The sequence below is a fragment of the Bacillus cereus genome (assembly GCF_025917685.1).
In the GTDB taxonomy this organism is placed as follows: Bacteria; Bacillota; Bacilli; order Bacillales; family Bacillaceae_G; genus Bacillus_A; species Bacillus_A cereus_AT.
In genome coordinates, this window is sequence record NZ_CP089518.1 from 4239893 (window position 1) to 4263081 (window position 23189).

A 23189-nucleotide genomic window follows, 5' to 3' on the forward strand; every position below is an offset into this window, starting at 1 on the left:
GCTATACAATTCCCCTTTCTAACTTTGTTAAATTAGGTCTAAGATGAGTGAGAAGTTGCAGGCGATCGACAACAATGTGATTGTTCTCATTAATATACGCACATTCGGCCGCCTCCGCTCCGTCCTCTTTCTCTTCCGGAGCCCGCATTGTCACATCACTAATTCGGAGTTGCATAGGGTTCATAATAGATGCAGCAATAACAGCTTCTAAATCTCCATCATACCCCGCATGTGCAATCCCTCTTAGTGATCCCACGACAAAAATATTCCCCCCAGCGATAACCGTTCCGCCTGGATTAACATCTCCAATTAATAATAAATTTCCTTTTACATGTAACACTTGTCCAGAGCGAACAATTTTGGAAATAGGGACAATTTCTGTTTCTTCTTTCCAAGCTATTGCTTCTGCTTTTGTTATAACATCACTATCAATTGATTCCACAACAAGATTCTTCTTATTGCGAATTAACGTACGAATCTCTTCTTGTTGTACTTCTGTTAAATAACGATTTCCTACTTTAACACGCACTTCAATCAAAGAACGTCCGTCACCATCATAGTAATGTGTAGAAAGCTTTTCATCCAATTCTTTTAATAGTTCAGAGAATGAACAGCAATCATCTAAATGAAGTGTTATTCCATCTTTTGTCCCTTTTATCGTTACATTTTGTTGCTTTTTTTCTTCCACTAAAGTTCACCCCACCGATTCAATTCGACATAAAATTAGAAAATCCTTTTTTCTTTTTCTTCCATCGCTTTTGAAAGACGCACTAAATATCGTCTCAGTGGGAAACAAACTATCAATAAGAAAATTCCATTTAGCAATAAAGTAGCAAGGAGACGATCGGTGAAAAAGACATACGCCGACATGTGAGTACGCCCTAACAAAGTTAAAAATCCATACACATAATACTCTAATGCTGCAATACTAGCTAATACGATAGAAACAACAATAAATAAATTCAATTGCAATATCTTCATCGTACTATAAACTAAATATGCCAAAATTGGATAGGCAAATATATATATACCAACAAGTTCTGTGTATACGGTATCAAATAAGAAACCAAATAATAGTCCGTAGTAAATCCCTTGAACCGGACCATAGTACACTGTAATAAAACATAACACAATTATAAAGAAATGCGGTGCTGCTATACTGTCTTTCCAAAAAACGTCTGTTGGAACAACAGTAGAGAACATATTTTCAAATAAAAAAACAAAAAGGAGCAAAAGAGGAAGAGCTGCTCTTTTTAAAATCTTCATCATCTCTTCTTCCCCTCCTATTCTAACGGCGCCGAAGGCGTGTCACGTTTGACAACCGTAATATGCTCTACGTCATTTAAATCAGCAGCAGGTTTTACATAAGCTGTTTTTGTTAAACCGTATGGATCAGGCTGAACATCAACGATTTTCCCAATTACAAGACCTTTCGGGAAAATATCACCAAGTCCAGATGTTACAACTAGTTGATCTTTCTCTACCTTAGCATCAGAGCCAATCTTTGTAAAAAGAAGTAAGTGCTTTTCTTTATCGTAACCTTCAATCAATCCAAAGATTTTCTCATCACCTTGTACAATAGCAGAAACACGATTTGTTCGGCTCATAGAGCTTAGTAACTCTACTGATGATGTAAACTGAGATACACTTTTCACTCGTCCAACTAAACCTTGTGAAGTTACTACAGCCATATCCTTTTTAATTCCTTGCTGTGCCCCTTTATCAATTCCAATTAAATCGTACCATTTATCTGGATTACGAGAAACAACAGTAGCTGGAATTTCAGTATAACCGCTATTTAACGCTGTTTTACCAGTTAACTCTTGTAATTTCTTTTTATCATCTTCTAATTGTTTTACTTTTCCTGATAGGTCTGCATAATTATCTAATTTTGCTTTTAATTCTTTATTCTCTTCATACGTGCGCTTTACATCTTCTACGTTTTCGAAGAATCCGGCAACATAATTCGCTGGCTTTTGGAATACACGTTCTACAACACCAACAGTATCTTTTATAAACTGCTCTGGCCATGTTAAACTGTTCCGTTCTTTCAATGAGATTCCAATCAATGCCACGAGAAGAATAATACTAACTAACAAAACAATTAATCTTTTGTTTAAGAAAAACTGTGGCACGTTCACACCCTCTTAATTTCATTGATTTTTATTTTGCAATATTATCGAGCAGCAGTTTTGAAAAGGTCGATATTGTCTAATGCTTTACCCGTTCCAATTGCTACGCAATCTAATGGATTTTCTGCAACAAGAACTGGCATATTTGTTTCTTCACTAATAACTTTATCTAAGTTACGTAGTAATGCCCCGCCACCTGTTAATACGATACCACGGTCCATAATATCTGCCGCTAATTCAGGTGGAGTTTTCTCTAACGTATTTTTAACTGATTCTACAATCGCATCTACTGTATCTTTTAATGCATCTGCAATTTCTTCTGGTTGAATTAGTACTGTTTTTGGTAAACCACTTACTAAATCACGACCGCGAATTTCCATAGGTTCAATACCTTCTGGCTCGCCTGCAGAACCGATTTCTAATTTTAATGCTTCTGCTGTTCTTTCACCGATCATTAAGTTATAGCTCTTCTTAATGTATTGAATGATTGAATCGTCCATATCATCACCAGCAACACGAACTGATTGGCTTGTTACAATACCGCCTAAAGAAATAATTGCAACTTCTGTTGTACCACCACCGATATCAACAACCATACTACCAGTTGGTTCCCAAACAGGTAAGTTCGCACCAATCGCTGCTGCAAATGGCTCTTCAATTGGATATGCATCACGAGCACCAGCTTGACGAGTTGCATCGATTACTGCACGTCTTTCTACAGCTGTAATACCAGATGGTACACATACCATTACGTATGGTTTACGTGAGAAGAATCCATTTGATTTTTGAGCTTGTTGAATGTAATATTTCATCATTGTTGCTGTTGTTTCGTAATCAGCAATTACACCGTCTTTCATAGGGCGAAGTGCCACTACGTTTCCTGGTGTACGACCAATCATTTGTTTTGCATCGCTACCTACTGCAACGATTTGTTTTGTATCAGTTTGTAATGCTACTACTGAAGGCTCACGTAAAACTACACCTTTTCCTTTCACATATACAAGCGTGTTCGCAGTTCCTAAATCTATTCCAAGATCGCGAGTAAAGCCACCAAATCCAAACATATTATTTATCTTCCTTTCTTGTTTTCACGGACTCATTTTTTCTTACTTTATATGATAAAAACAGTACGTTTTTTTATATCTGTATCCTTTTTGCAGATAATTTTCTACAAAAAACTCATAAATCACATTATAAAACAAAATAAGTAAAAAGCATAGTCTTAAATATGACCTTTTTCCTTTAAACTCACGAATTTATGGTCACCTATTATAATATGATCAAGTACTTCAATTCCGATAATCTGGCCGCATTCTACTAAACGTTTTGTTACTTCAATATCTTCTCGGCTCGGCGCCGGATCTCCTGAGGGATGGTTATGAAGACATATTATAGAGGCTGCTGCACGACGGAATGCTTCTTTAAAAACTTCCCTCGGATGCACAATCGACGTATTTAAACTTCCAATAAAAATCGTTTGCCTATGTATAACTTGATTTTTCGTATTCAAATATAAACACACAAAATGCTCCTGCTGTAAAAAACGCATCTCTTCCATCATATAACTCGCACAATCTTCCGGGCTTCGAATGCTATATCTATTTCGATATTCTAAACGAACCATTCTTCTCCCTAATTCAAAAGCAGCCATAAGTTGCGATGCTTTTACGATTCCAACACCATGAATGCTTATTAGCTCTTCTAACGTCGCGTCTTTCAACATTCGTAAACCATCAAAATGGTGTAAAATTTTATCTGATAACGTTAAAACTGTATCTTCTTTAGAACCTGTTCTGAGTAATACTGCAAGAAGCTCTCGATTCGATAAACTTCCTGCTCCTTCTAATAATAAACGCTCCCGTGGCTGTTCCTCTTTCACAACATCACGAATACCGTTCATTTCTTCACCTCTTTTTTATTAGTTCTCTCAAAGAAAACCCCATGCAATTTTACGCATGGGTTACATCGCTACCAAACTGTTTTAATTCACGAACAAGACGTGCAATTGGCAAGCCTACTACACTATAATAATCCCCTTGAATGTGTTGAACAAAAATAGATCCTTTCCCTTGGATCCCATAACTTCCTGCTTTATCAAGTGGTTCCTTCGATGCAACATATGCGTCAATTTCCTCTTCTGTTAATTCCCAAAATGTAACTTCTGTACGCTCGTAAAAAGTGATTGTTTTGTCTTTTGATATAATCGCAACACCAGTATATACTTCATGTGTTTTCCCTGATAATAATCGTAACATTTCTTTCGCCTCAGCCTCATTAGACGGCTTTCCAAGAATACGTGACTCATATGTAACAATTGTATCTGCACCTAACACAATATCATCACTATAATTTTCTGCTACGGCAGATGCTTTTTGTAAAGCAAGCGACATAACAATATCAGAAGGTGATGAATATGCACCAATCGTCTCATCTACTTCACTAACAACAACTTCAAATGGCACATCAGCCAATTCAAGCAGCTCCTTCCTCCGAGGTGATCCTGAAGCTAAAATAATTTTTTTCATGTTTTCTCCTTCCTTTCTCATATGAAGCAGAACAATCCCTATCAATCGTATCAAAAGAATAGTTTCCCCACAAATTAGAGAAATATCATTTTCTCTAAACAAAATAATATTTTTTAATACGATTATACTCTGCCCACAAAGAAAGCATTTTGCTCTAAATTCAAAAGAAAAGAAAGAAGTGTACGTACTTCTTTCTCCTTCATCTCATTATCTTATTATTTTACTTTTTGTGAAACCATTTTTTCGTACGAAAGTAACCCATCAATAATAACTTGATTTAATTTAGCTACAGATTCCTTATCGCTCTTTCCTTCCTTAATCGTTTGCATAGCCACAGATATATACGTATAAAGCTTCTTCGCATCTTCACGCTTCATACTTTTCCCTTCCTTTTCAATCGCTTTCCATTCTTTTTCAATCGCTCCTATATCTGTTGCATTACTTTTTCCACTAACTTGTACGCTGGAAGCATATTTTGCTAAATGAGTATATAATGGCTGTACTTTTGTTAAAAACGCCCCTATTTCTTTATCATCTTTAAGTAACACTTTATCTGTTATATCCCAGTTCTTTTTCAAAACGGAGACACCCTCGTTTTTATACTGAGTCATTAATTGATTTACGGCCTGTTCATCGCTCGCAATCCCAACGACTAATGCATACTTATCACCGCTCGGTTTCAAAGCTGCAACGCCTCCATTACCTTTCCATTCTTCAAGAGCGGCCTGTCCCTTTTCTTCAGAAGAATAAATCCCTCCTTGAACAAAAAATAAATTCATCGGATCTAATGACGTTCCTACCTGTGCTTTTTTGTTTCCCTCTTTTGGTGCTGGTGTTTGTTCTGCCGTTCCACCCACCTTTGATTCTTCATTCGAAGTCTGCTTCGAGGTTGTTACTTCGCTTCCTCCTGTCGCACCTTGTCCAGTGACATGAAGCATTCCCATTCCCAACGCCGTACCAATAATAATCGCAGTTGCAACGATTGCAATTAACGTATTGCTCCACTTCTTTCGTTTTTTTTCCGTAGACATTAATTTCGCTTTTTGAAACGGAACAACGTTTTTGGGTCTTTCACTTTCTACTACCATCCATTCAAACTCATCTTTCTTCTTTTCTTCATACTTCGCTTCTGTTCCATTTACTTTCACTGAGATCGTTCGTGATTGCTTGTCCATACACTCACACCTCACCTCTTATCGTTGTCCGCATCATATCATATTCATTTCACAAAAAAACGAGATATTTGTCAGAGGAATTCGCCAAATTACCCTATATAATTATCTTATATGTATGCATTTGACTTCATTTGTAGAACAAAAAACTAGATAGCAAATACTATCTAGTTTTTTTCGCAAATATATTTTCGAACTTCAGAAATGAAATATAGAGAACCAGTTATGATGAAGACATCATTTTTTCCTATCATTTCAATCTTCTTATCAATTGCCTCTTTCCAATCTTCAAAAATTAATTTTGATTCTTTTTGCGAATACGATGCAAGTTTGTCAGCAGAAATGGCACGATCAAAGGCAAATGTCGTAAATATTATTTCATCAGCAACTTCTTCTAATTGCCCTACCATGTTATGTAACTGTTTGTCACCAAGAGCAGTAAATAAAACTATTACATTTTTATCTTTGTAATGCGCCTCTACTGTTTTCACAAGACTTTCAATACCCTCTGGATTATGAGCACCGTCTATTATAATATCTGGATTACTTTGTAACTTTTCAAATCGACCAATCCAGTATGCTTCTTGTAATCCAGCTTTCATTTCCTCTTCATTAATTAAAAATGATAAATATGTTTTTAAATACATTACTGCCATAAGCGCTACTGTAGCATTGCCTACTTGATGAATACCCTTCATTGAAATCCGAACATCTTTAAATGAGGCGAATGGACAAGCAAAATCAAAATGTTCCCCATCTTCATTAGAATGTTTATGTAGTGATGTAAATTGTTTTCCAAGTTCATATACGTTTGCATGATTTTCCTTCGCAACCTTTTGAATGACTTGCAATGCTTCTTCATCTTGTACACCAGTAATTACTGGAACACCTGACTTAATAATCCCTGCCTTTTCATATGCAATTTCTCCTAGTGTATCCCCTAAAATATGCATATGATCGTGACCGATATTCGTAATAATCGTGAGAACAGGATGAATAACATTTGTAGAATCAAACCTTCCCCCAAGCCCTGTTTCAAATAAAACAACATCACAGAAATTAACTTTACCGAAATAACAAATTGCCATAACAGTAATAATTTCAAACTCAGTTGCTTCTCCTAAATCCGTCTCGTCTAGTTTTTCAACGACTGGCTTTACCATCTTTACAAGTTCCGCAATCTCTTCATCTGCAATTGGCGTTCCGTTCACACTAATACGCTCATTAAATGTTTCAATGTAAGGAGAGGTAAATGTTCCAACCTTATATTTTGCGTCTTCTAGCATGTAGCGCATATACGTTAAAGTTGAACCTTTTCCATTTGTACCAGCAAGATGAACACATTTTATATGACGCTCTGGATTTCCGAGCTCTTCTAACATCCATTGCATTCTTTCTAGTCCTGGTTTTATCCCAAATTTCAATCGGCTATGAATCCATCCTATCGCTTCTTCATATGTATGTATCACGTATGTTATTCCCCTTTCAAAAGACAACCTTCATACTTCTATTATACGCAAAGAAAAGAGACTCACCAATATAGTGAGTCTCTGAAAAAATATTTTATTTCTCAAGATCCGCTAGACGTTGACGAACTGCTTCACGTTTTTCTAGGTAATCTTGCTCTTTCGCACGCTCTCCGTCAATAACTTCTGCAGGAGCTTTCGCTACGAATCCTTGGTTTGAAAGTTTCTTCTGTACACGTTCTACTTCTTTATCGAACTTCTCAAGTTCTTTTTCAAGACGCGCTTTCTCTTCATCAAGATTGATAAGATCAGCTAATGGTAAGAATAACTCTGCACCTGATACGATTGCAGTCATCGCTTTTTCTGGCGCTTGTAAATCAATCTTAATTGTTAGTTCACTTGGGTTACAGAAACGCTCAATGTAAGAACTGTTTTTCGTAAGCTGAGCTAGTACTGCCTCATCTTTTGCTTTAATTTGCATTTGAACTTTTTTGCTCATTGGCGTATTTACTTCAGCACGAATGTTACGAACAGAGCGAATGATATCAACTAGAAGGTGCATTTCTGCTGCCGCCTCTTTATCTTGTAAATCTTCGCGAACTGTTGGCCATGCCGCTACTGTAATAGACTCGCCTTCATGCGGTAAATGCTGCCAGATTTTCTCTGTTACGAATGGCATGAATGGGTGTAATAGACGCATTGTTTGGTCTAATACGTAAGCTAAAATAGAACGAGTTGTTTTCTTAGCTGCTTCATCTTCACCGTATAGTGGAAGTTTCGCCATCTCAATGTACCAGTCACAGAAATCATCCCAAATGAAGTTGTATAATGAACGACCAGCTTCACCGAACTCATATTTATCCATGTTACGTGTTACGCTTTCGATTGTTTCGTTTAAGCGAGTTAAAATCCACTTATCCGCAACTGATTTTTCACCAGTTAAATCGATTTCTTCATACTTCATGTCATCCATGTTCATTAATACGAAACGTGATGCGTTCCAAATTTTATTAATGAAGTTCCAAGTAGATTCTACTTTTTCCATGCTGAAACGTAAATCTTGGCCTGGTGCACTTCCTGTTGATAAGAAGTAGCGCATTGCATCTGCACCGTATTTCTCGATAACATCCATTGGATCAATACCGTTACCAAGAGATTTACTCATTTTACGTCCTTGCTCATCACGAACTAAACCGTGAATTAATACATCTTTGAATGGGCGCTCACCTGTAAACTCTAAACCTTGGAAAATCATACGAGATACCCAGAAGAAGATGATGTCATAACCAGTTACTAGTGCATCTGTTGAATAGTAACGTTTAAAGTCTGCTGAATCTTCATTTGGCCAACCAAGTGTTGAGAATGGCCATAATGCTGAACTGAACCATGTATCCAGTACGTCGTTATCTTGATTCCAGTTTTCAATATCTGCTGGCGCTTCTGTACCTACGTATACTTCACCAGTTTCTTTATGATACCAAGCTGGAATGCGGTGTCCCCACCATAATTGACGAGAGATACACCAGTCATGAATGTTTTCCATCCAGCGTAAGTATGTGTTTTCAAAACGTTCTGGTACGAACGTTACTTTTTCTTCTTCTTTTTGTTGAAGTTCTACTGCTTTTTCAGCAAGTGGAGCCATTTTTACGAACCATTGTGTTGATAAGTAAGGCTCAACAACTGCACCACTACGCTCACTATGACCTACTGAATGCATATGAGGCTCAATTTCTACTAATACGCCAGCTTCTTGTAAATCTTTTACTAACGCTTTACGACATTCGAAACGATCCATGCCGTTATACTTACCAGCTTTTTCGTTCATCGATCCATCTTCATTCATTACTAAAATACGTGGTAAGTCATGACGGTTACCTACTTCAAAGTCATTCGGGTCATGAGCTGGTGTAATTTTTACAACGCCTGTTCCGAAGTCTTTTTCTACGTACTCATCAGCAATAATCGGAATCTCACGGCCTACGATTGGAAGTGTAACTGTTTTTCCGATTAAGTGTTTGTAACGATCATCTTCTGGATGAACTGCTACTGCTGTATCACCAAGCATTGTTTCTGGACGAGTAGTTGCAAGACGAATGTGACCAGAACCATCTGTTAACGGATAGTTCATATGGTAGAATGCACCTTGAACTTCTTTATGAATTACTTCAATATCAGAAAGAGCTGTGCGTGTTGCTGGATCCCAGTTGATAATATATTCACCACGGTAAATTAAGCCTTTTTCGTATAATTGAACGAATACTTTATTAACCGCATCAGATAAACCTTCGTCTAATGTGAAACGTTCACGAGAATAGTCTAGTCCTAAACCAACTTTTCCCCATTGTTGACGAATGTGAGAAGCGTACTCTTCTTTCCACTCCCAAGCTTTTTCAAGGAATTTCTCACGACCAAGATCGTAACGTGAAATACCTTCTTCACGAAGTTTCCCTTCTACTTTCGCTTGTGTTGCGATACCAGCATGGTCCATTCCTGGAAGCCACAGTACATCGTAACCTTGCATACGCTTCGTACGAGTTAAAATATCTTGAAGAGTTGTATCCCAAGCGTGACCTAAGTGTAACTTACCAGTTACGTTCGGAGGTGGAATTACAATTGTATACGGTTGTTTCTTCTCGTCTCCTGTTGCTTCGAAATATTTTCCTTCAAGCCACCATTGGTAAAGGCCTTCTTCAACGGACATATGATCATATTTAGTTGGTAAATTCTTTTCCGTGTTTGACATTATTTTCCCTCCTTAAAATAAAAAATGTCCCTCATCCAAAAAAGGACGAGGGACATCGCGGTACCACCTTTATTTACAAACAAATTCAGAATTTGCTTATACTCTTAATTTGATAACGGACAAATCCGTCTTTTCCTAATGAGAACTATTCCGTTCAGAAAAGATGCTCCAGGGCTACCTTCTAACATAACTATCTAGAGAATCTCCCAGCTAATGATTCTCCTCTCTGAAGACGTTTCATGTCATACTCTTCCCCTTCAATGCATTTATATGATTGTTAATTATTATATACAATAGTGTAAAAAACGAAACCTTATTCGTCAAGATAAATTTGAAACTACGGCTTTTATCTCTTTATGGAACTAATAAAAAAGATAAGCAGGGTTCTCCCTACTTATCTTCTTCATCCGTTCCCTTGCTGGGCAGCTTGTAATTGCGAAAGGAAATATTCTGTATTGCTAACGAGCCAATGCGATTGCTGCAAACTTTTCACCCCGCGGAGCTCATTTTCTTCATTACGACTCTTTCTTCTTTTCGTATACGACTGAATTTGCCGAATAAAATGCGACGGATACGTCATATATGCAAACATAAGAAGCTGCTCCTCTTTCGTAAACGGGAAATTTTTTTGATACATTTGATACCATTCAAAGCGGTCACTCCGTGCAATTGGATATGTGTTTAAAGACCGAGAATAAAAACCTACTATATCTTGCACGGGCGTTGCAAACTGCGATTTTTCTAAACTAATAAAATAGCCGTTTCGCTCATAATCAAATAAAAAATGATTAAGCGATACATTCCCATGAATGAAAGTAGTACGTGTTGTTTCCTTTTCTTTCATCGCATCATGCCATTCATTTAATTGCTTTGTTGCGAACTCGCGAGCTCTCATAACATGGTGATAATACGTACAATATTGTAATTCAAACGGAGACATATACCACTTCGCTTCAGATTCTACAAGAAACTCTTCTAACATCTCACCATCATTTTCCCAACGGTCGGATATATTTGTATAATGTTTTTCTAATTCTTCTTCTGTATACGTCTCCTCTTTCACCGTTTTTTGATGCAACGTTCCGAGCGTCTGAAACATTTTGTGATATTGATCGTTATCCTCACCGTTTCCTTCCGCACGCTCTAACCAAGGCATTAAATAATAACTATATGTCCCATCACTTAAGACATAATTTCCGTCCGTCGCATGATAAATAGGTACATAATTCGAAAAACCTTTCTCTTTCAAATATTGAATGTGATGCAAAAAATTATTCCGCTCTAATTTTCTATCTTGTATTTTCTTTAACGCATACGGACCTTGATTCGTATAAATTTTCATTACACTTCCGTGCTCTTCCATATGCTGCGTATCCAATCTATATTGCCTAACAATGGGTTCATAGCGATTTCGTAATTCAATATCCATACGAATGACCCTTTCTTATTCAAAACATAACTTTTAGGAAAAGAAAAGAGGTGAGTGAAAAAAAACACTCACTTATTTCGCCTTTGCTTTTGAAACAGGAATATATATAATTTGCCCTGTAGTTAAATATATATCTTCTGATTGATTTACACGATATAAATTTTGCACAGACGTTTCATAACGTTCTGCAACAGATTCGATTGTATCCCCTTCTTGCACAAAATACATTCTTAACTTTGTAAATTCTTCTTCCGGTTCTTTCGTAAATATTTTTGTTAAATAAAGCGCATTTTCATCTCGCTGTGAGTACGCTTCTTCTTCTTGTTCCTCCTGCTTTTTCGCTTTTTCTTTCTTGAAATCTTTTCGTCCGAACAATTCAAATTGTGGAGTTGCTTCTTTCTCCTCTTCACGCTCCACAAATTCATGTTCTTCTATTTCCTCTTCCTCTAATTTCTGCTCTTTTCTTTCTTCTAGTTGGAACGGTTCAAATGCGTAATCTTCCCACTCATCCGATTCCTTATAGACTGGTTCTTCTACATGCGTTGCAGGTCTATTTTCATCCTCTTCAGCTGGCTCATCTTCTAACTCAGCATACACCGTTTCTTCCTCTTCATCCTCGATTCTTTCTTCATCACATAAACCTGTAATAGATATATCCGCTAACAATTGTAAGCAACCATTTTCCTTTAATTCATAATCAAATTCCTCGATTGATACATATAATTCTTCAATGACTTTCACTCGATTTCTTGGAATTGATATTTCAAGCGGAAAGGAATGGACAAGCTCATTAACCCCATCTTCCCTTGTTTCTACATAATCAATTGCCTTTGCTGGTGATAGCTCTCTTAATGAATAAGCTGAATCATCTTGCCTTACAACATACTCTCCCGTTAAATCTAACTGCCCTCTCACGATAACTTCATGATCAAGCTCTTCTATCTCAACGTCTGGATCTAACGAAATTGACAAAAGTTCTTCGACTTCCTGTCCTTTTTGGAACCAAACAGATTCTTTTAATGAAAATCGTAATGAATGATCTGTTGTCACTTCTTTTCCCCCTCCCAAACTATATGTCATTACAGATTTATGTATGGAAAGCCTACTTTATGAATAAAAAAAATCGCTCCCCTTATGGAGAGCGATTTTCTTTATTAAATTAAGCTTTTAATTTTGACATTGCAATTTCAGCCGCTACAATCGTCGCTTCAATATCTGCATCACTATGTGCTGTCGATAAGAATAAACCTTCGAATTGAGATGGTGGTAAGAATACACCTTGTTCTACCATTTCACGATAGTAAGCCGCAAAGAATTCTAAGTTTGAAGATTTTGCTGCATCGTAATTAATAACCTGCTCAGCTGTGAAGAAAATACCAATCATAGAACCAGCACGGTTAATATAATGCGGAATGCCATGTTTTTCAGCCGCTTTACGTAAGCCAGCTTCTAACATTTCAGCTTTACGCTCAAATTCTACATATGATTCTGGCGTTAATTGTACTAACGTTTCATAACCTGCTGCCATCGCAAGCGGGTTACCTGATAAAGTACCAGCTTGGTAAATCGGTCCGCTTGGCGCAACTTGGCGCATAATTTCTGCTTTACCACCGTATGCTCCTACTGGTAACCCACCACCGATTACTTTACCTAAACAAGTTAAATCAGGTGTTACACCGTAATAACCTTGTCCACAATTATAAGCAACTCGGAATCCTGTCATTACTTCATCAAAAATAAGCAATGAACCGTTTTGCTCTGTTACTTCACGAAGGCCTTCTAAAAATCCAGGTTGTGGAGGAACAACACCCATATTGCCCGCTACTGGTTCTACAATTACACAAGCAATATCATCACCGAATTGTTCAAAAGCGTATTTCACACTTTCTAAATCGTTATAAGCTACTGTAATCGTATTTTTCGCTACCCCTTCTGGTACACCAGGGCTATCTGGTAAACCTAGCGTCGCCACACCAGAGCCTGCTTTAATTAATAACGAATCACCATGACCATGGTAACAACCAATGAATTTCAAAATTTTGTTACGGCCTGTATAACCACGAGCTAAACGTAGTGCACTCATTGTCGCTTCTGTTCCAGAGTTAACCATACGTACAATCTCAATTGATGGTACGCGCTCAATAACAAGTTTTGCTAATTTATTTTCAATTTCTGTTGGTGCACCGAAGCTTGTACCTCTTTCAGCAACAGCTTTTAAAGCTTCCACAACACGATCATTTGCATGGCCATGAATTAAAGGACCCCATGATAATACGTAATCGATGTATTCATTTCCATCGATATCATATACTTTAGAACCTTTTCCACGCTCCATAAACAACGGATTCATACCGACAGATTTAAAGGCACGAACAGGGCTATTTACGCCACCAGGCATTAAGTCTTGTGCCTCTTCAAACGCCGCAATCGACTTATCAAACTTTTTCATTATTTAGCGCCTCCTTCTTGTAACCATCTTGCTGCATCTTTTGCATGATACGTAATAATTAAATCTGCTCCTGCACGTTTCATGCTAATTAATTTTTCAAGTACAACTTCTTTTTCATTAATCCAACCATTTTGCGCCGCCGCTTTAATCATTGAATATTCACCGCTTACGTTATAAGCAACGACTGGTAAATTAAAGTTATTTTTCACATCACGAACGATATCTAAGTAAGAAAGAGCTGGCTTTACAATTAAGAAATCTGCCCCTTCCATTACATCTGATTCTGCTTCACGGAACGCTTCCATACGGTTCGCTGGGTCCATCTGATATGTTTTGCGATCACCAAATTGTGGTGCACCGTGCGCCGCATCACGGAATGGTCCGTAAAATGCTGATGAATATTTCACAGCGTACGACATAACTGGCACATGACCAAAACCATTTTCATCTAATGCATGGCGAATTGCTGTTACGAATCCGTCCATCATGTTTGATGGTGCAATAATGTCCGCTCCTGCTTTTGCTTGGCTTACAGCTGTTTTCGCAAGAACTGCAAGAGACTCGTCATTTAAAATAATACCATCTTCAATCACACCGCAATGACCATGGCTTGTGAATTGACATAAACATGTATCCGCAACTACTACTAGCTCAGGGAAATCACCTTTAATTTGCTTAATTGCACGTTGCACAATTCCATGGTCACAATATGCTGATGACCCAACTTCATCCTTTTCAGCAGGTAAACCAAATACAATAACAGAACGAATACCTAAGTCAACAACCTCTTGCATTTCAGCTTGCAATAAATCTAAAGACATTTGATATACGCCTGGCATAGAAGGAACTTCATTACGAACATTTTCACCTTCTAATACAAAAATAGGGTAAATAAAGTCTTCCGTATGTAAAAACGTTTCACGCACAAGCGCACGCAAATTACCGCTTTGTCTTAAGCGACGATGACGATTAAATTGTAAAGAATTCATAGATTTCTATCCCCATTCTTTTATTTTGATTATGCATGTAAAATAGATTCACAAATGCATTGTATTAACGATTCTATTGTGTATTCTTCTGGCACGATAACTTCTGAGAAATAACTTCTTGCCTCTTTCGCTGTTATCGGTCCTATACAAGCAATTGTACATTTTTTTGTCCATTCTCTCCAGTTTGTACCCTCAAGTAAACGGACAAAACTATTAACAGTTGAAGGGCTCGTAAATGTAATAATGTCTACTTTCCCAAACTTCAACGCTTTTATCAGTTCTTGTTTTTTCTCTACATTTTCTTTCGTACCGTATACGATTAGCTCCTCTAGAGAAACACCCATTTCCCGGAGTTTAACTGGAATAACATCTCTTGCTAAATTCCCTTTCGGAAATAAAATACATTCGTTTCCACTTAGTTTTTTTACAAACTCTTCTGCAAATACTTCTGCAACAAATGCGGTGGGAACAAAATCTACTTGATAGCCTCGCTTTTCTAACTCTAACTTTGTTTTCACGCCTACTGCAGCAATTTTAATCGTTCCGGGGAGCTTCTTTCTCAAACTATCTAGAAAAAAAGCTACACCATTTCTACTCGTAAACATAACCCAGTCATACGAATGTAGCTGCCCTGCTATATGTTGAATTTGCCTATGAGACATACCTTCCATACGCAAAAGCGGAATTTCCAATGGAATTCCGCTCCTTTCTTTCACTGCTACACTCATTTGTTTCGCTTGGTGCTGGGCACGTGTAATCAATACCGTTTTGCCAACGAGAGCGTTCATATTTATTGTTGCCCCTTATTCGCAGCAAGGATGAGCTCTTTTGCTCCTTGTTTAATTAAACGATCCGCAGCCTCTAATCCTACTTCCTTTGGATCAGTACCTACTACTGTCTCTTTTAATAAAACAGAACCGTCCATAGAACCAACAAGGGCTGTTAATTCGATTGCATCATCTTCTTTAAGAGTTGCATATCCAGCGATTGGAACTTGGCATCCACCTTCAAGTTTGTGAAGAAATACTCGTTCAGCAGCCACTGTTCTTTCTGTTACTGCATCATTAATATGTGCTAACAACTGAAGTAAATCCTTATCGTCCTCACGACATTCAATCGCTAATGCACCTTGTCCTACAGCTGGTACACATAACGTTTCATCTAAATGTTCTGTAATAACTTCATCGTCCCAGCCCATTCTCTGTAATCCAGCTGTCGCTAAAATAATTGCATCGTAATCTTCATCTTTTAACTTACGTAAGCGTGTATCGATATTTCCGCGGATCCACTTCACTTGTAAATCTGGTCTCGCAGCTAGTAGTTGTGCACTACGTCTCAAACTACTCGTCCCTAAGATTGCACCTTTTGCTAAGTCTTTAAACGATTCTCCGTTTTTAGAAATAAAAGCGTCACGAGGGTCAACGCGCTTTGGTGTACAACCAATCGTTAATCCATCTGGAAGTACAGCCGGCATATCTTTCATACTATGTACAGCCATATCAATTTCTTTCGTAAGTAACGCGTGTTCAATTTCCTTTACAAATAAACCTTTTCCGCCTACTTTTGAAAGAGTAACATCTAAAATAACATCACCTTTTGTTACGATTTCTTTCACTTCAAATTCATATGGTAAACCAAGCGCTTTTAATTGATCGATAAACCAATTTGTTTGTGTTAATGCTAGCTTACTCTTTCGTGAACCTACAATAATTTTGCGCATAATTCTCTCTCCTCATTATAAATACCAAAAGTGGAAATTAGATAAACTACTTAATAGAAAAATGTTAACTAGCATTACGAGAAATGCCCCTACATTCCACAGCACAATTTTCTTACCTTGCAACACATCTGCCGCTCGTAAATACAAGCCCGCACAATATACAAATAGAACAACAAACGAACCGATTACTTTCGTATCATACCAATGGAAATTATCCAATTTTGTATATCCCCATATGCATCCTAATATAATTGCTAATAAGAAAAACGGAACAGAAAATAAATTTAATCCGTAAGACATAGATTCAAGCTTCGGCAAATTTCCTAACCTTCTTAATCTCGCATTCCATTTTTTCTTTTTTAATAGCCGATATTGCAATAAATACATAATAGAAAAAATGAACGATACAGTAAACGTTGCATAAGAAATAATCGCCATACCGACATGCACGTATACAAGCTCTGAAACTAATTGCTCTGCAAGTACTGGCGACATCTTTCCGAGTGGTGTAAAAATAGAAAAAGCGCTTACGCCAAATGCTACAACATTTGTAAAAAAGACTAAAAAGTCAATGCGCATAAATCGATTAATGACTAATGACATCGTAATCAATAACCAAACATAAAAATAAATCCCTGACAATAAAGTTAAAATAGGATTCGTTTCTGAATCTGTAGCCCTAAGCAACATAAAGATAGACTGCAATACCCATACAATCGCAAGTAACCAAAAAGCAAATCGGTTCGCCTTTCGGTTACTTTGGAAATAATCTATAAAATATAAACTAATGCTACAAGCATATAAAATAATTGCAATATGATAAATAATACTGTTATTTAAAAAACTCATCCGATCATCCTTCCAAATTATAAAGATGGAACGGATGGTGTCCACGCTCTTTTATGTTCTACTTCTTCCGTATTTCCCGCTTCTTCTACTTCTAAATCAAAAATCTTCGCAAATAAGGCTAATTTTTCACTTGCTCCCTCTTCAGCAGCTAGTTCTTTCGCTACTAAAATTGGGTCTTTTAGCAATTGATTAATAATACTTTTCGTATGTTTACTAATTACCTTTTTCTCACGATCACTAAGATTTGGTATTTTTCGTTCAAGGCTTTCCATCGTATCACTTTGAATTGCTAGCGCCTTATCACGTAGAGCCGATATTAACGGTACAACACCAAGCGTACTTAACCACGTTTTAAATAAAACCATTTCCTCTTCAATCATAAATTGAATTTTCTCTGCTTCCTTCAAACGCTCGGCACGGTTTGCTTCCACTACACCTTGCAGATCATCAATGTCATATAAGAAAGAGCCTTCTAATTCATCAATCGCAGGATCAATATCACGCGGTACTGCAATATCAACCATAAATAACGGACGACCAGAGCGCATTTTCTCCACTTTCGTCATCATCTCTTTCGTAATGACATACTCTGATGCACCCGTCGAACTAATTAAAATATCCGCTTCCAATAATGCACATTGCAATTCACTTAAAGGCTTTGCATGTCCCATATATTTCTCAGCCATTACTTCTGCTTTCGAAAGCGTTCTATTCATAACTGTTACTTTACGAGCACCGCTTCCATATAAATTTTGCAGAGCAAGTTCCCCCATCTTACCAGCACCAAGAATAAGTACATGACAATCTGTTAACTCACCAAATATTTTCCTTCCAAGTTCAACAGCAGCATAACTAACAGACATCGCACTTTCACCAATCGTTGTCTCTGAGTGCGCACGTTTCGCTAACGTAACCACTTGCTTAAACAACTCATTAAAAATTGTGCCTGTCGTTTTTACTTGCTGCGCTTCTAAAAAGCTATCTTTTATTTGGCCTAAAATCTGTGTTTCTCCAACTACCATAGAATCTAAACCGCACGTTACGCGGAATAAATGATCTATTGCACCATCTTGTTCAAAAATAGTTAAGTATGGTGCGACTTCGTCTATTTCAAGCTGAAACCAATCAGCTAAAAACTTCTTAATATAATACCGTCCCGTGTGTAATTGATCGACGACAGCGTAAATCTCAGTGCGATTACAAGTTGATACAATGACATTTTCTAGCACGCTCTTTTGATTTTGTAATGTAGTCATTGCTTGCTCTAGCTCTGCTGCCTGAAATGTGAGTTTCTCACGAAATTCTACAGGGGCTGTTCGATAATTTACACTAACAACAAGAATATGCACGCAGCATGTCCCCCTTCACCCGTTTTATCACTTTATCTACTATCATAATACAACTTTCCTCTTATGAATCTGACAATCGTGTGAACAACCGATTATTTTTTATTTATTCTCCGTATGTTAACGAAGGAGATTCCGTATAACTAATAAAAAACTTTCTACTTTATAATGATTATAAATTAATAACTCTATTTGTACGTTACCAAAAAAAGTCCTCATAATCAAGTGATGGAAACTATTCCATATTAATTATAACATCATCTTTTCTATCTTCTTTCATCATGAAGGAAAATATGTATGATTGTTCCAAAATATAGTACTCACTTTCTCAATGCAATGTATTTGACATCGTATTTATTTTTCGTTATATTGGTTTTACAAAATTAAATTGTGCACAATTTAAAAGAGAGGTGTTGCTGATGAAAGAAGATTCTTTGCAACTAGATAACCAACTTTGTTTTTCTATTTACGCTTGTTCAAGAGAAGTTACCCGTTTTTATCGGCCCTATTTAGAAGAAATGGGCATTACGTATCCCCAGTACATTACGTTACTCGTACTATGGGAGCAAGACGGACTAACAGTAAAAGAAATTGGCGAACGCCTATTTTTAGATTCCGGCACTTTAACACCCATGTTAAAACGCATGGAATCATTAAAACTTGTAAAACGTGTTCGTTCAAAAGAAGATGAGCGAAAAGTTTGTATTGAATTAACAGAACAAGGCAAGGATTTAAAAGAAAAGACTTGTTCATTACCGACAACGATGGCTACAAATTTAGGAATTACAGAGCAAGAATATCGTTCTTTATTAATTCAATTAAATAAACTAATTGAAACAATGAAAACCATTAATGATAGAAAAGGGGAATAAACATGGATAAATTATATACTGCTTCAGTAACAGCAACAGGTGGAAGAAACGGGAAAGTAGTTTCAGATGATGGCATATTAAACCTTGATGTAAAAATGCCGAAAGCACTAGGTGGTGCAGGCGGAGAGGCAACAAATCCAGAACAACTATTTGCTGCTGGTTATGCAGCTTGCTTTGATAGTGCATTACAACTTGTCATTCGTACAAAACGTGTGAAAGTGGAAAGTACAGAAGTAACTGCTCACGTTTCTATCGGAAAAGATACAGATGGTGGTTTCGGCCTATCTGCTGTACTTGATGTACATGTCGCTGGCGTTTCACATAGTGAAGCACAAGAACTTGTAGAAGCTGCTCACGGGGTGTGTCCGTACTCTAAAGCAACACGAGGGAATATTGAAGTAACATTAAACGTACGCTAAAAGTGTATAAAGAAAAAAACGCGCGACATTCGTCACGCGTTTTTTGTTTTTGTCATTTTATGAATTGCTTTCCATGCCTCTTCTTTTCCAAGTCCTGTTTCAGAAGAGAATAGAACGATTTCATCGCCAATTTCAACAGCAAGCGTTTCTTTTACAACTTTTAAATGCTTTTGCCATTTCCCTTTCGGAATTTTATCGGCTTTCGTTGCAATAATAATTGTTGGGATTTCATAATGCTTTAAGAAATCATACATCATCACGTCATCTTTTGTTGGCTGGTGACGTAAATCAACTACTAATACAGCTGCGTCTAATTGCTCACGTGTTGTAAAGTACGTTTCAATCATCTTGCCCCATGCCGCGCGCTCCGTTTTAGATACTTTCGCATATCCATAACCTGGAACGTCAACAAAATGCATCATTTCATTGATTAAGAAAAAGTTCAGTGTTTGCGTTTTTCCTGGTTTAGAAGAAATACGTACTAACTTTTTACGATTTAAAATTTTATTAATGAAGGAAGACTTCCCGACATTTGAACGACCTGCTAATGCAATTTCTGGTAAATCACTGTCTGGATATTGTTCTGGTTTAACAGCACTAATTACAATATCTGCTTTTGTTACTTTCATTGTTTCACTCCTACTAATGCGTGCTCCAATACTTCATCTAAATGAGATGCAAGCACAAACGTAAGGTTTTCTTTTACGCTCTCTGGAATATCATCTAAATCTTTCTCGTTTTCTGCTGGCAAAATAATTTTTGTTAAGCCTGCGCGGTGAGCACTTAATGTTTTTTCTTTTAAACCACCAATTGGTAATACACGACCACGAAGTGTAATTTCACCTGTCATACCTACTTCTTTACTTACAGGAATACCTGTTAGTGCCGAAATAAGTGCCGTTGCCATCGTAATACCTGCTGACGGTCCATCTTTTGGAACTGCTCCTTCTGGAACATGAATATGAATATCATTTTTCTCATGGAAATTCGGATCGATCTGCAACTCTTCTGCACGAGAACGAATATAACTAAACGCTGCTTGTGCTGATTCTTTCATAACATCCCCAAGTTTCCCTGTTAAAATTAATTTCCCTTTACCTGGCGCTACAGACACTTCAATAGCAAGTGTATCACCACCAGCTGCTGTGTAAGCTAAACCAGTCGCCATACCAACTTGGTCTGTCTTCTCAGCTTGTCCGTAACGGAATATGTGCTTGCCAAGTAAATCAACAACATTTTTCTCCGTTACAACAATTCGCTTGCGTTCTGCTGTAACAATGATTTTTGCTGCTTTACGACAAACTTTTGCAATTTGACGCTCTAGTGTACGAACACCAGCCTCACGTGTATAATAACGAATAATTTCAAGAAGCGCTTCATCACGTACTTGTAAATTACCTTTTCGTAAGCCATGCTCTTTTAATTGTTTCGGCAGTAAATGTTCACGAGCAATGTGTACCTTTTCAAGTTCTGTATAACCAGCAATCGAAATGATTTCCATACGGTCAAGCAACGGACCTGGAATACTTGAAAGTGTATTAGCAGTTGCTACAAACATAACTTTCGATAGATCATATGGTTCTTCAATGTAATGATCACTAAAGTTATGGTTTTGTTCTGGATCTAACACTTCAAGTAATGCTGCTGATGGATCTCCACGGAAATCGTTAGACATTTTATCAATCTCATCTAATAAGAAGACTGGATTAACTGTTTTCGCCTTTTTCATACCTTGAATAATGCGTCCCGGCATTGCTCCAACATACGTACGGCGGTGACCACGAATTTCAGACTCATCACGTACACCGCCAAGGGATACACGGACAAAGTTACGATTCAATGATGTTGCGATAGAACGAGCTAACGAAGTTTTTCCGACCCCAGGAGGTCCTACTAAACAAAGAATAGGGCCTTTTAATGAGTTAGTCAATTTTTGTACAGCTAAATATTCAAGCACTCGCTCTTTTACTTTTTCAAGGCCGTAATGATCTTTATTTAAAATCTCTTCAGAATGAACAAGATCAATCATATCCTCTGTCGCTTCTGTCCACGGAAGAGCTAATAACCAATCCATATAATTGCGAATAACACCGCTCTCCGCAGAACTTGCTGGTAACTTTTCATAACGGTCTAATTCCTTCAGTGCAGCCTTCATTGTTTCTTCAGGCATTCCTGACTGTTCAATTTTTTCACGAAGTTCTTCAACTTCCCCGCCCTTACCTTCTTTATCGCCAAGTTCAGTTTGAATCGCCTTCATTTGCTCACGTAAGAAATATTCTTTTTGCGTGCGCTCCATTGAACGTTTCACTTTTTGTCCAATTTTCTTTTCTAGGCTAAGCAACTCTTGTTCATCTTGAATAATTGAAATAAGTGTATGTAATCGTTCCTTCACAGATACAATCTCTAAGATTTCTTGTTTCTGCTTCGTTTTAATCGGCAAGTGAGAAGCAATTAAATCAGCTAGCCTTCCCGGTTCTTCTACATCAGCTACCGTTGCAAATGTTTCATTTGAAACTTTTTTCGAAACTTTAATATATTGTTCGAAATGCTCCAGTAACGTACGCATAAGAGCTTTCTCTTCTAAATCATCTTCTACTTCTTCCGTTACCGTTTTAATTGAAACTTGCACTATATTTTCTTCTTCGATAAACTCTACTACTTCTGCTCTATGTAAACCTTCCACAAGGACACGAAGCGTACCGTTCGGCAATTTAAGCATCTGCTTCACTTTCGCCACTGTACCTACACTATATATGTCATCTTCTTTCGGATCATCGATATTCATTTCTTTTTGCATTGCTAAAAAGATGATATTTTCATCCATTGCCGCCTGCTCTAGTGCTTGTATCGATTTATCACGTCCTACATCAAGATGCAGAACCATCGTTGGATATACGAGAACGCCTCTTAATGGTAGGAGGGGCACAATTCTTTCGTTCGTATTCATACTAGACATAGCACCTCCATAATAAATTAAACTCCTGTTCAACTATTTTATATTACAATACATCTAGATGCAATTGCAGAGATTATCCGCAATTGTTAATATCTTGTTTTTTCTCCCTTATGAAAAGAAAA

General features: G+C 37.3%; 21 protein-coding genes and 1 other annotated feature. Of the genes, 2 read left to right on the plus strand and 19 right to left on the minus strand.

Annotation, left to right across the window (positions count from 1 at the left end; translation table 11 throughout):
* Position 1 precedes the first annotated feature (1 nt).
* The 17 genes from minC to hemA all read right to left on the minus strand — a co-directional run bounded on the left by minC (position 2) and on the right by hemA (position 18823).
* Complete coding sequence (gene minC, locus LUS72_RS22035) at positions 2-688, minus strand: septum site-determining protein MinC (protein ID WP_264448259.1); 687 nt, start codon at positions 686-688, stop codon at positions 2-4.
* Positions 689-723: 35 nt separating this feature from the next.
* Positions 724-1269, minus strand: a complete 546-nt coding sequence (gene mreD / locus LUS72_RS22040) for a rod shape-determining protein MreD (RefSeq protein ID WP_097830563.1) — start codon at positions 1267-1269, stop codon at positions 724-726.
* 14 nt (positions 1270-1283) lie between these two features.
* Positions 1284-2135 carry a rod shape-determining protein MreC gene (gene mreC, locus LUS72_RS22045; protein WP_097830562.1) on the minus strand — a complete coding sequence of 284 codons (852 nt, stop codon included), beginning with the start codon at positions 2133-2135 and terminating at the stop codon, positions 1284-1286.
* 41 nt (positions 2136-2176) lie between these two features.
* The gene (mreB, locus tag LUS72_RS22050) at positions 2177-3196 is read right to left on the minus strand and encodes a cell shape-determining protein MreB (protein ID WP_000466738.1); all 1020 of its coding nucleotides are present in this window, start codon (positions 3194-3196) and stop codon (positions 2177-2179) included.
* 158 nt (positions 3197-3354) lie between these two features.
* Entirely contained in the window at positions 3355-4032 is a 678-nt protein-coding gene (gene radC, locus LUS72_RS22055; protein ID WP_097830561.1) for a DNA repair protein RadC, read from the minus strand.
* A 49-nt stretch (positions 4033-4081) separates the two neighbouring features.
* The gene (locus LUS72_RS22060) at positions 4082-4657 is read right to left on the minus strand and encodes a Maf family protein (RefSeq protein WP_097830560.1); all 576 of its coding nucleotides are present in this window, start codon (positions 4655-4657) and stop codon (positions 4082-4084) included.
* 215 nt (positions 4658-4872) lie between these two features.
* A complete protein-coding gene (locus LUS72_RS22065) occupies positions 4873-5832 on the minus strand; it encodes a stage II sporulation protein B (protein WP_097830559.1) in 960 nt (319 codons plus the stop codon).
* Positions 5833-5996: 164 nt separating this feature from the next.
* Positions 5997-7298, minus strand: a complete 1302-nt coding sequence (locus LUS72_RS22070) for a bifunctional folylpolyglutamate synthase/dihydrofolate synthase (protein WP_264448260.1) — start codon at positions 7296-7298, stop codon at positions 5997-5999.
* A gap of 94 nt (positions 7299-7392) precedes the next feature.
* Positions 7393-10038 carry a valine--tRNA ligase gene (locus LUS72_RS22075; RefSeq protein ID WP_264448261.1) on the minus strand — a complete coding sequence of 882 codons (2646 nt, stop codon included), beginning with the start codon at positions 10036-10038 and terminating at the stop codon, positions 7393-7395.
* A gap of 38 nt (positions 10039-10076) precedes the next feature.
* Positions 10077-10308 (minus strand) — a binding site (T-box leader).
* A gap of 133 nt (positions 10309-10441) precedes the next feature.
* A complete protein-coding gene (gene ysxE, locus LUS72_RS22080) occupies positions 10442-11467 on the minus strand; it encodes a spore coat protein YsxE (RefSeq protein WP_097830556.1) in 1026 nt (341 codons plus the stop codon).
* A 72-nt stretch (positions 11468-11539) separates the two neighbouring features.
* Entirely contained in the window at positions 11540-12547 is a 1008-nt protein-coding gene (gene spoVID / locus LUS72_RS22085) for a stage VI sporulation protein D (RefSeq protein WP_141533496.1), read from the minus strand.
* Positions 12548-12626: 79 nt separating this feature from the next.
* A complete protein-coding gene (gene hemL, locus LUS72_RS22090; protein ID WP_097830554.1) occupies positions 12627-13916 on the minus strand; it encodes a glutamate-1-semialdehyde 2,1-aminomutase in 1290 nt (429 codons plus the stop codon).
* Positions 13916-14905 carry a porphobilinogen synthase gene (hemB, locus tag LUS72_RS22095; RefSeq protein ID WP_097830553.1) on the minus strand — a complete coding sequence of 330 codons (990 nt, stop codon included), beginning with the start codon at positions 14903-14905 and terminating at the stop codon, positions 13916-13918. The genes hemL and hemB overlap by 1 nt, the downstream gene beginning before the upstream one ends.
* A gap of 29 nt (positions 14906-14934) precedes the next feature.
* Positions 14935-15693, minus strand: a complete 759-nt coding sequence (hemD, locus tag LUS72_RS22100; RefSeq protein WP_264448262.1) for a uroporphyrinogen-III synthase — start codon at positions 15691-15693, stop codon at positions 14935-14937.
* Between the two features lie 2 nt (positions 15694-15695).
* Positions 15696-16625 carry a hydroxymethylbilane synthase gene (hemC, locus tag LUS72_RS22105; RefSeq protein ID WP_097830551.1) on the minus strand — a complete coding sequence of 310 codons (930 nt, stop codon included), beginning with the start codon at positions 16623-16625 and terminating at the stop codon, positions 15696-15698.
* A 15-nt stretch (positions 16626-16640) separates the two neighbouring features.
* Positions 16641-17474: a cytochrome c biogenesis protein gene (locus tag LUS72_RS22110; protein WP_097830550.1), complete on the minus strand. Its 834-nt coding sequence runs from the start codon at positions 17472-17474 to the stop codon at positions 16641-16643.
* A 17-nt stretch (positions 17475-17491) separates the two neighbouring features.
* Positions 17492-18823, minus strand: a complete 1332-nt coding sequence (hemA, locus tag LUS72_RS22115; protein ID WP_097830549.1) for a glutamyl-tRNA reductase — start codon at positions 18821-18823, stop codon at positions 17492-17494.
* Between the two features lie 416 nt (positions 18824-19239).
* Here hemA and LUS72_RS22120 point away from each other — a divergent pair, with 416 nt between their 5' ends.
* Positions 19240-19692, plus strand: a complete 453-nt coding sequence (locus LUS72_RS22120) for a MarR family winged helix-turn-helix transcriptional regulator (protein ID WP_264448263.1) — start codon at positions 19240-19242, stop codon at positions 19690-19692.
* A gap of 2 nt (positions 19693-19694) precedes the next feature.
* Positions 19695-20111, plus strand: a complete 417-nt coding sequence (locus tag LUS72_RS22125; protein ID WP_000359781.1) for an organic hydroperoxide resistance protein — start codon at positions 19695-19697, stop codon at positions 20109-20111.
* A gap of 32 nt (positions 20112-20143) precedes the next feature.
* Here the strand turns inward: LUS72_RS22125 and ysxC are convergent, their stop codons facing one another.
* Positions 20144-20740, minus strand: coding sequence for a ribosome biogenesis GTP-binding protein YsxC (gene ysxC, locus LUS72_RS22130; protein ID WP_000869121.1), 597 nt, complete (start codon positions 20738-20740; stop codon positions 20144-20146).
* Positions 20737-23067, minus strand: a complete 2331-nt coding sequence (lon, locus tag LUS72_RS22135; protein ID WP_097830547.1) for an endopeptidase La — start codon at positions 23065-23067, stop codon at positions 20737-20739. The genes ysxC and lon overlap by 4 nt, the downstream gene beginning before the upstream one ends.
* Positions 23068-23189 lie beyond the last annotated feature (122 nt).

Coding starts and splice junctions, on each gene's coding strand:
- mreD (WP_097830563.1), bottom strand. CDS start 1,269: ATGATGAAGATTTTAAAAAGAGCAGCTCTTCCTCTTTTGCTCCTTTTT.
- mreB (WP_000466738.1), bottom strand. CDS start 3,196: ATGTTTGGATTTGGTGGCTTTACTCGCGATCTTGGAATAGATTTAGGA.
- radC (WP_097830561.1), bottom strand. CDS start 4,032: ATGAACGGTATTCGTGATGTTGTGAAAGAGGAACAGCCACGGGAGCGT.
- LUS72_RS22060 (WP_097830560.1), bottom strand. CDS start 4,657: ATGAAAAAAATTATTTTAGCTTCAGGATCACCTCGGAGGAAGGAGCTG.
- LUS72_RS22065 (WP_097830559.1), bottom strand. CDS start 5,832: ATGGACAAGCAATCACGAACGATCTCAGTGAAAGTAAATGGAACAGAA.
- LUS72_RS22075 (WP_264448261.1), bottom strand. CDS start 10,038: ATGTCAAACACGGAAAAGAATTTACCAACTAAATATGATCATATGTCC.
- ysxE (WP_097830556.1), bottom strand. CDS start 11,467: ATGGATATTGAATTACGAAATCGCTATGAACCCATTGTTAGGCAATAT.
- spoVID (WP_141533496.1), bottom strand. CDS start 12,547: ATGACATATAGTTTGGGAGGGGGAAAAGAAGTGACAACAGATCATTCA.
- hemL (WP_097830554.1), bottom strand. CDS start 13,916: ATGAAAAAGTTTGATAAGTCGATTGCGGCGTTTGAAGAGGCACAAGAC.
- hemB (WP_097830553.1), bottom strand. CDS start 14,905: ATGAATTCTTTACAATTTAATCGTCATCGTCGCTTAAGACAAAGCGGT.
- hemD (WP_264448262.1), bottom strand. CDS start 15,693: ATGAACGCTCTCGTTGGCAAAACGGTATTGATTACACGTGCCCAGCAC.
- hemC (WP_097830551.1), bottom strand. CDS start 16,625: ATGCGCAAAATTATTGTAGGTTCACGAAAGAGTAAGCTAGCATTAACA.
- LUS72_RS22110 (WP_097830550.1), bottom strand. CDS start 17,474: ATGAGTTTTTTAAATAACAGTATTATTTATCATATTGCAATTATTTTA.
- LUS72_RS22120 (WP_264448263.1), top strand. CDS start 19,240: ATGAAAGAAGATTCTTTGCAACTAGATAACCAACTTTGTTTTTCTATT.
- LUS72_RS22125 (WP_000359781.1), top strand. CDS start 19,695: ATGGATAAATTATATACTGCTTCAGTAACAGCAACAGGTGGAAGAAAC.
- ysxC (WP_000869121.1), bottom strand. CDS start 20,740: ATGAAAGTAACAAAAGCAGATATTGTAATTAGTGCTGTTAAACCAGAA.
- lon (WP_097830547.1), bottom strand. CDS start 23,067: ATGTCTAGTATGAATACGAACGAAAGAATTGTGCCCCTCCTACCATTA.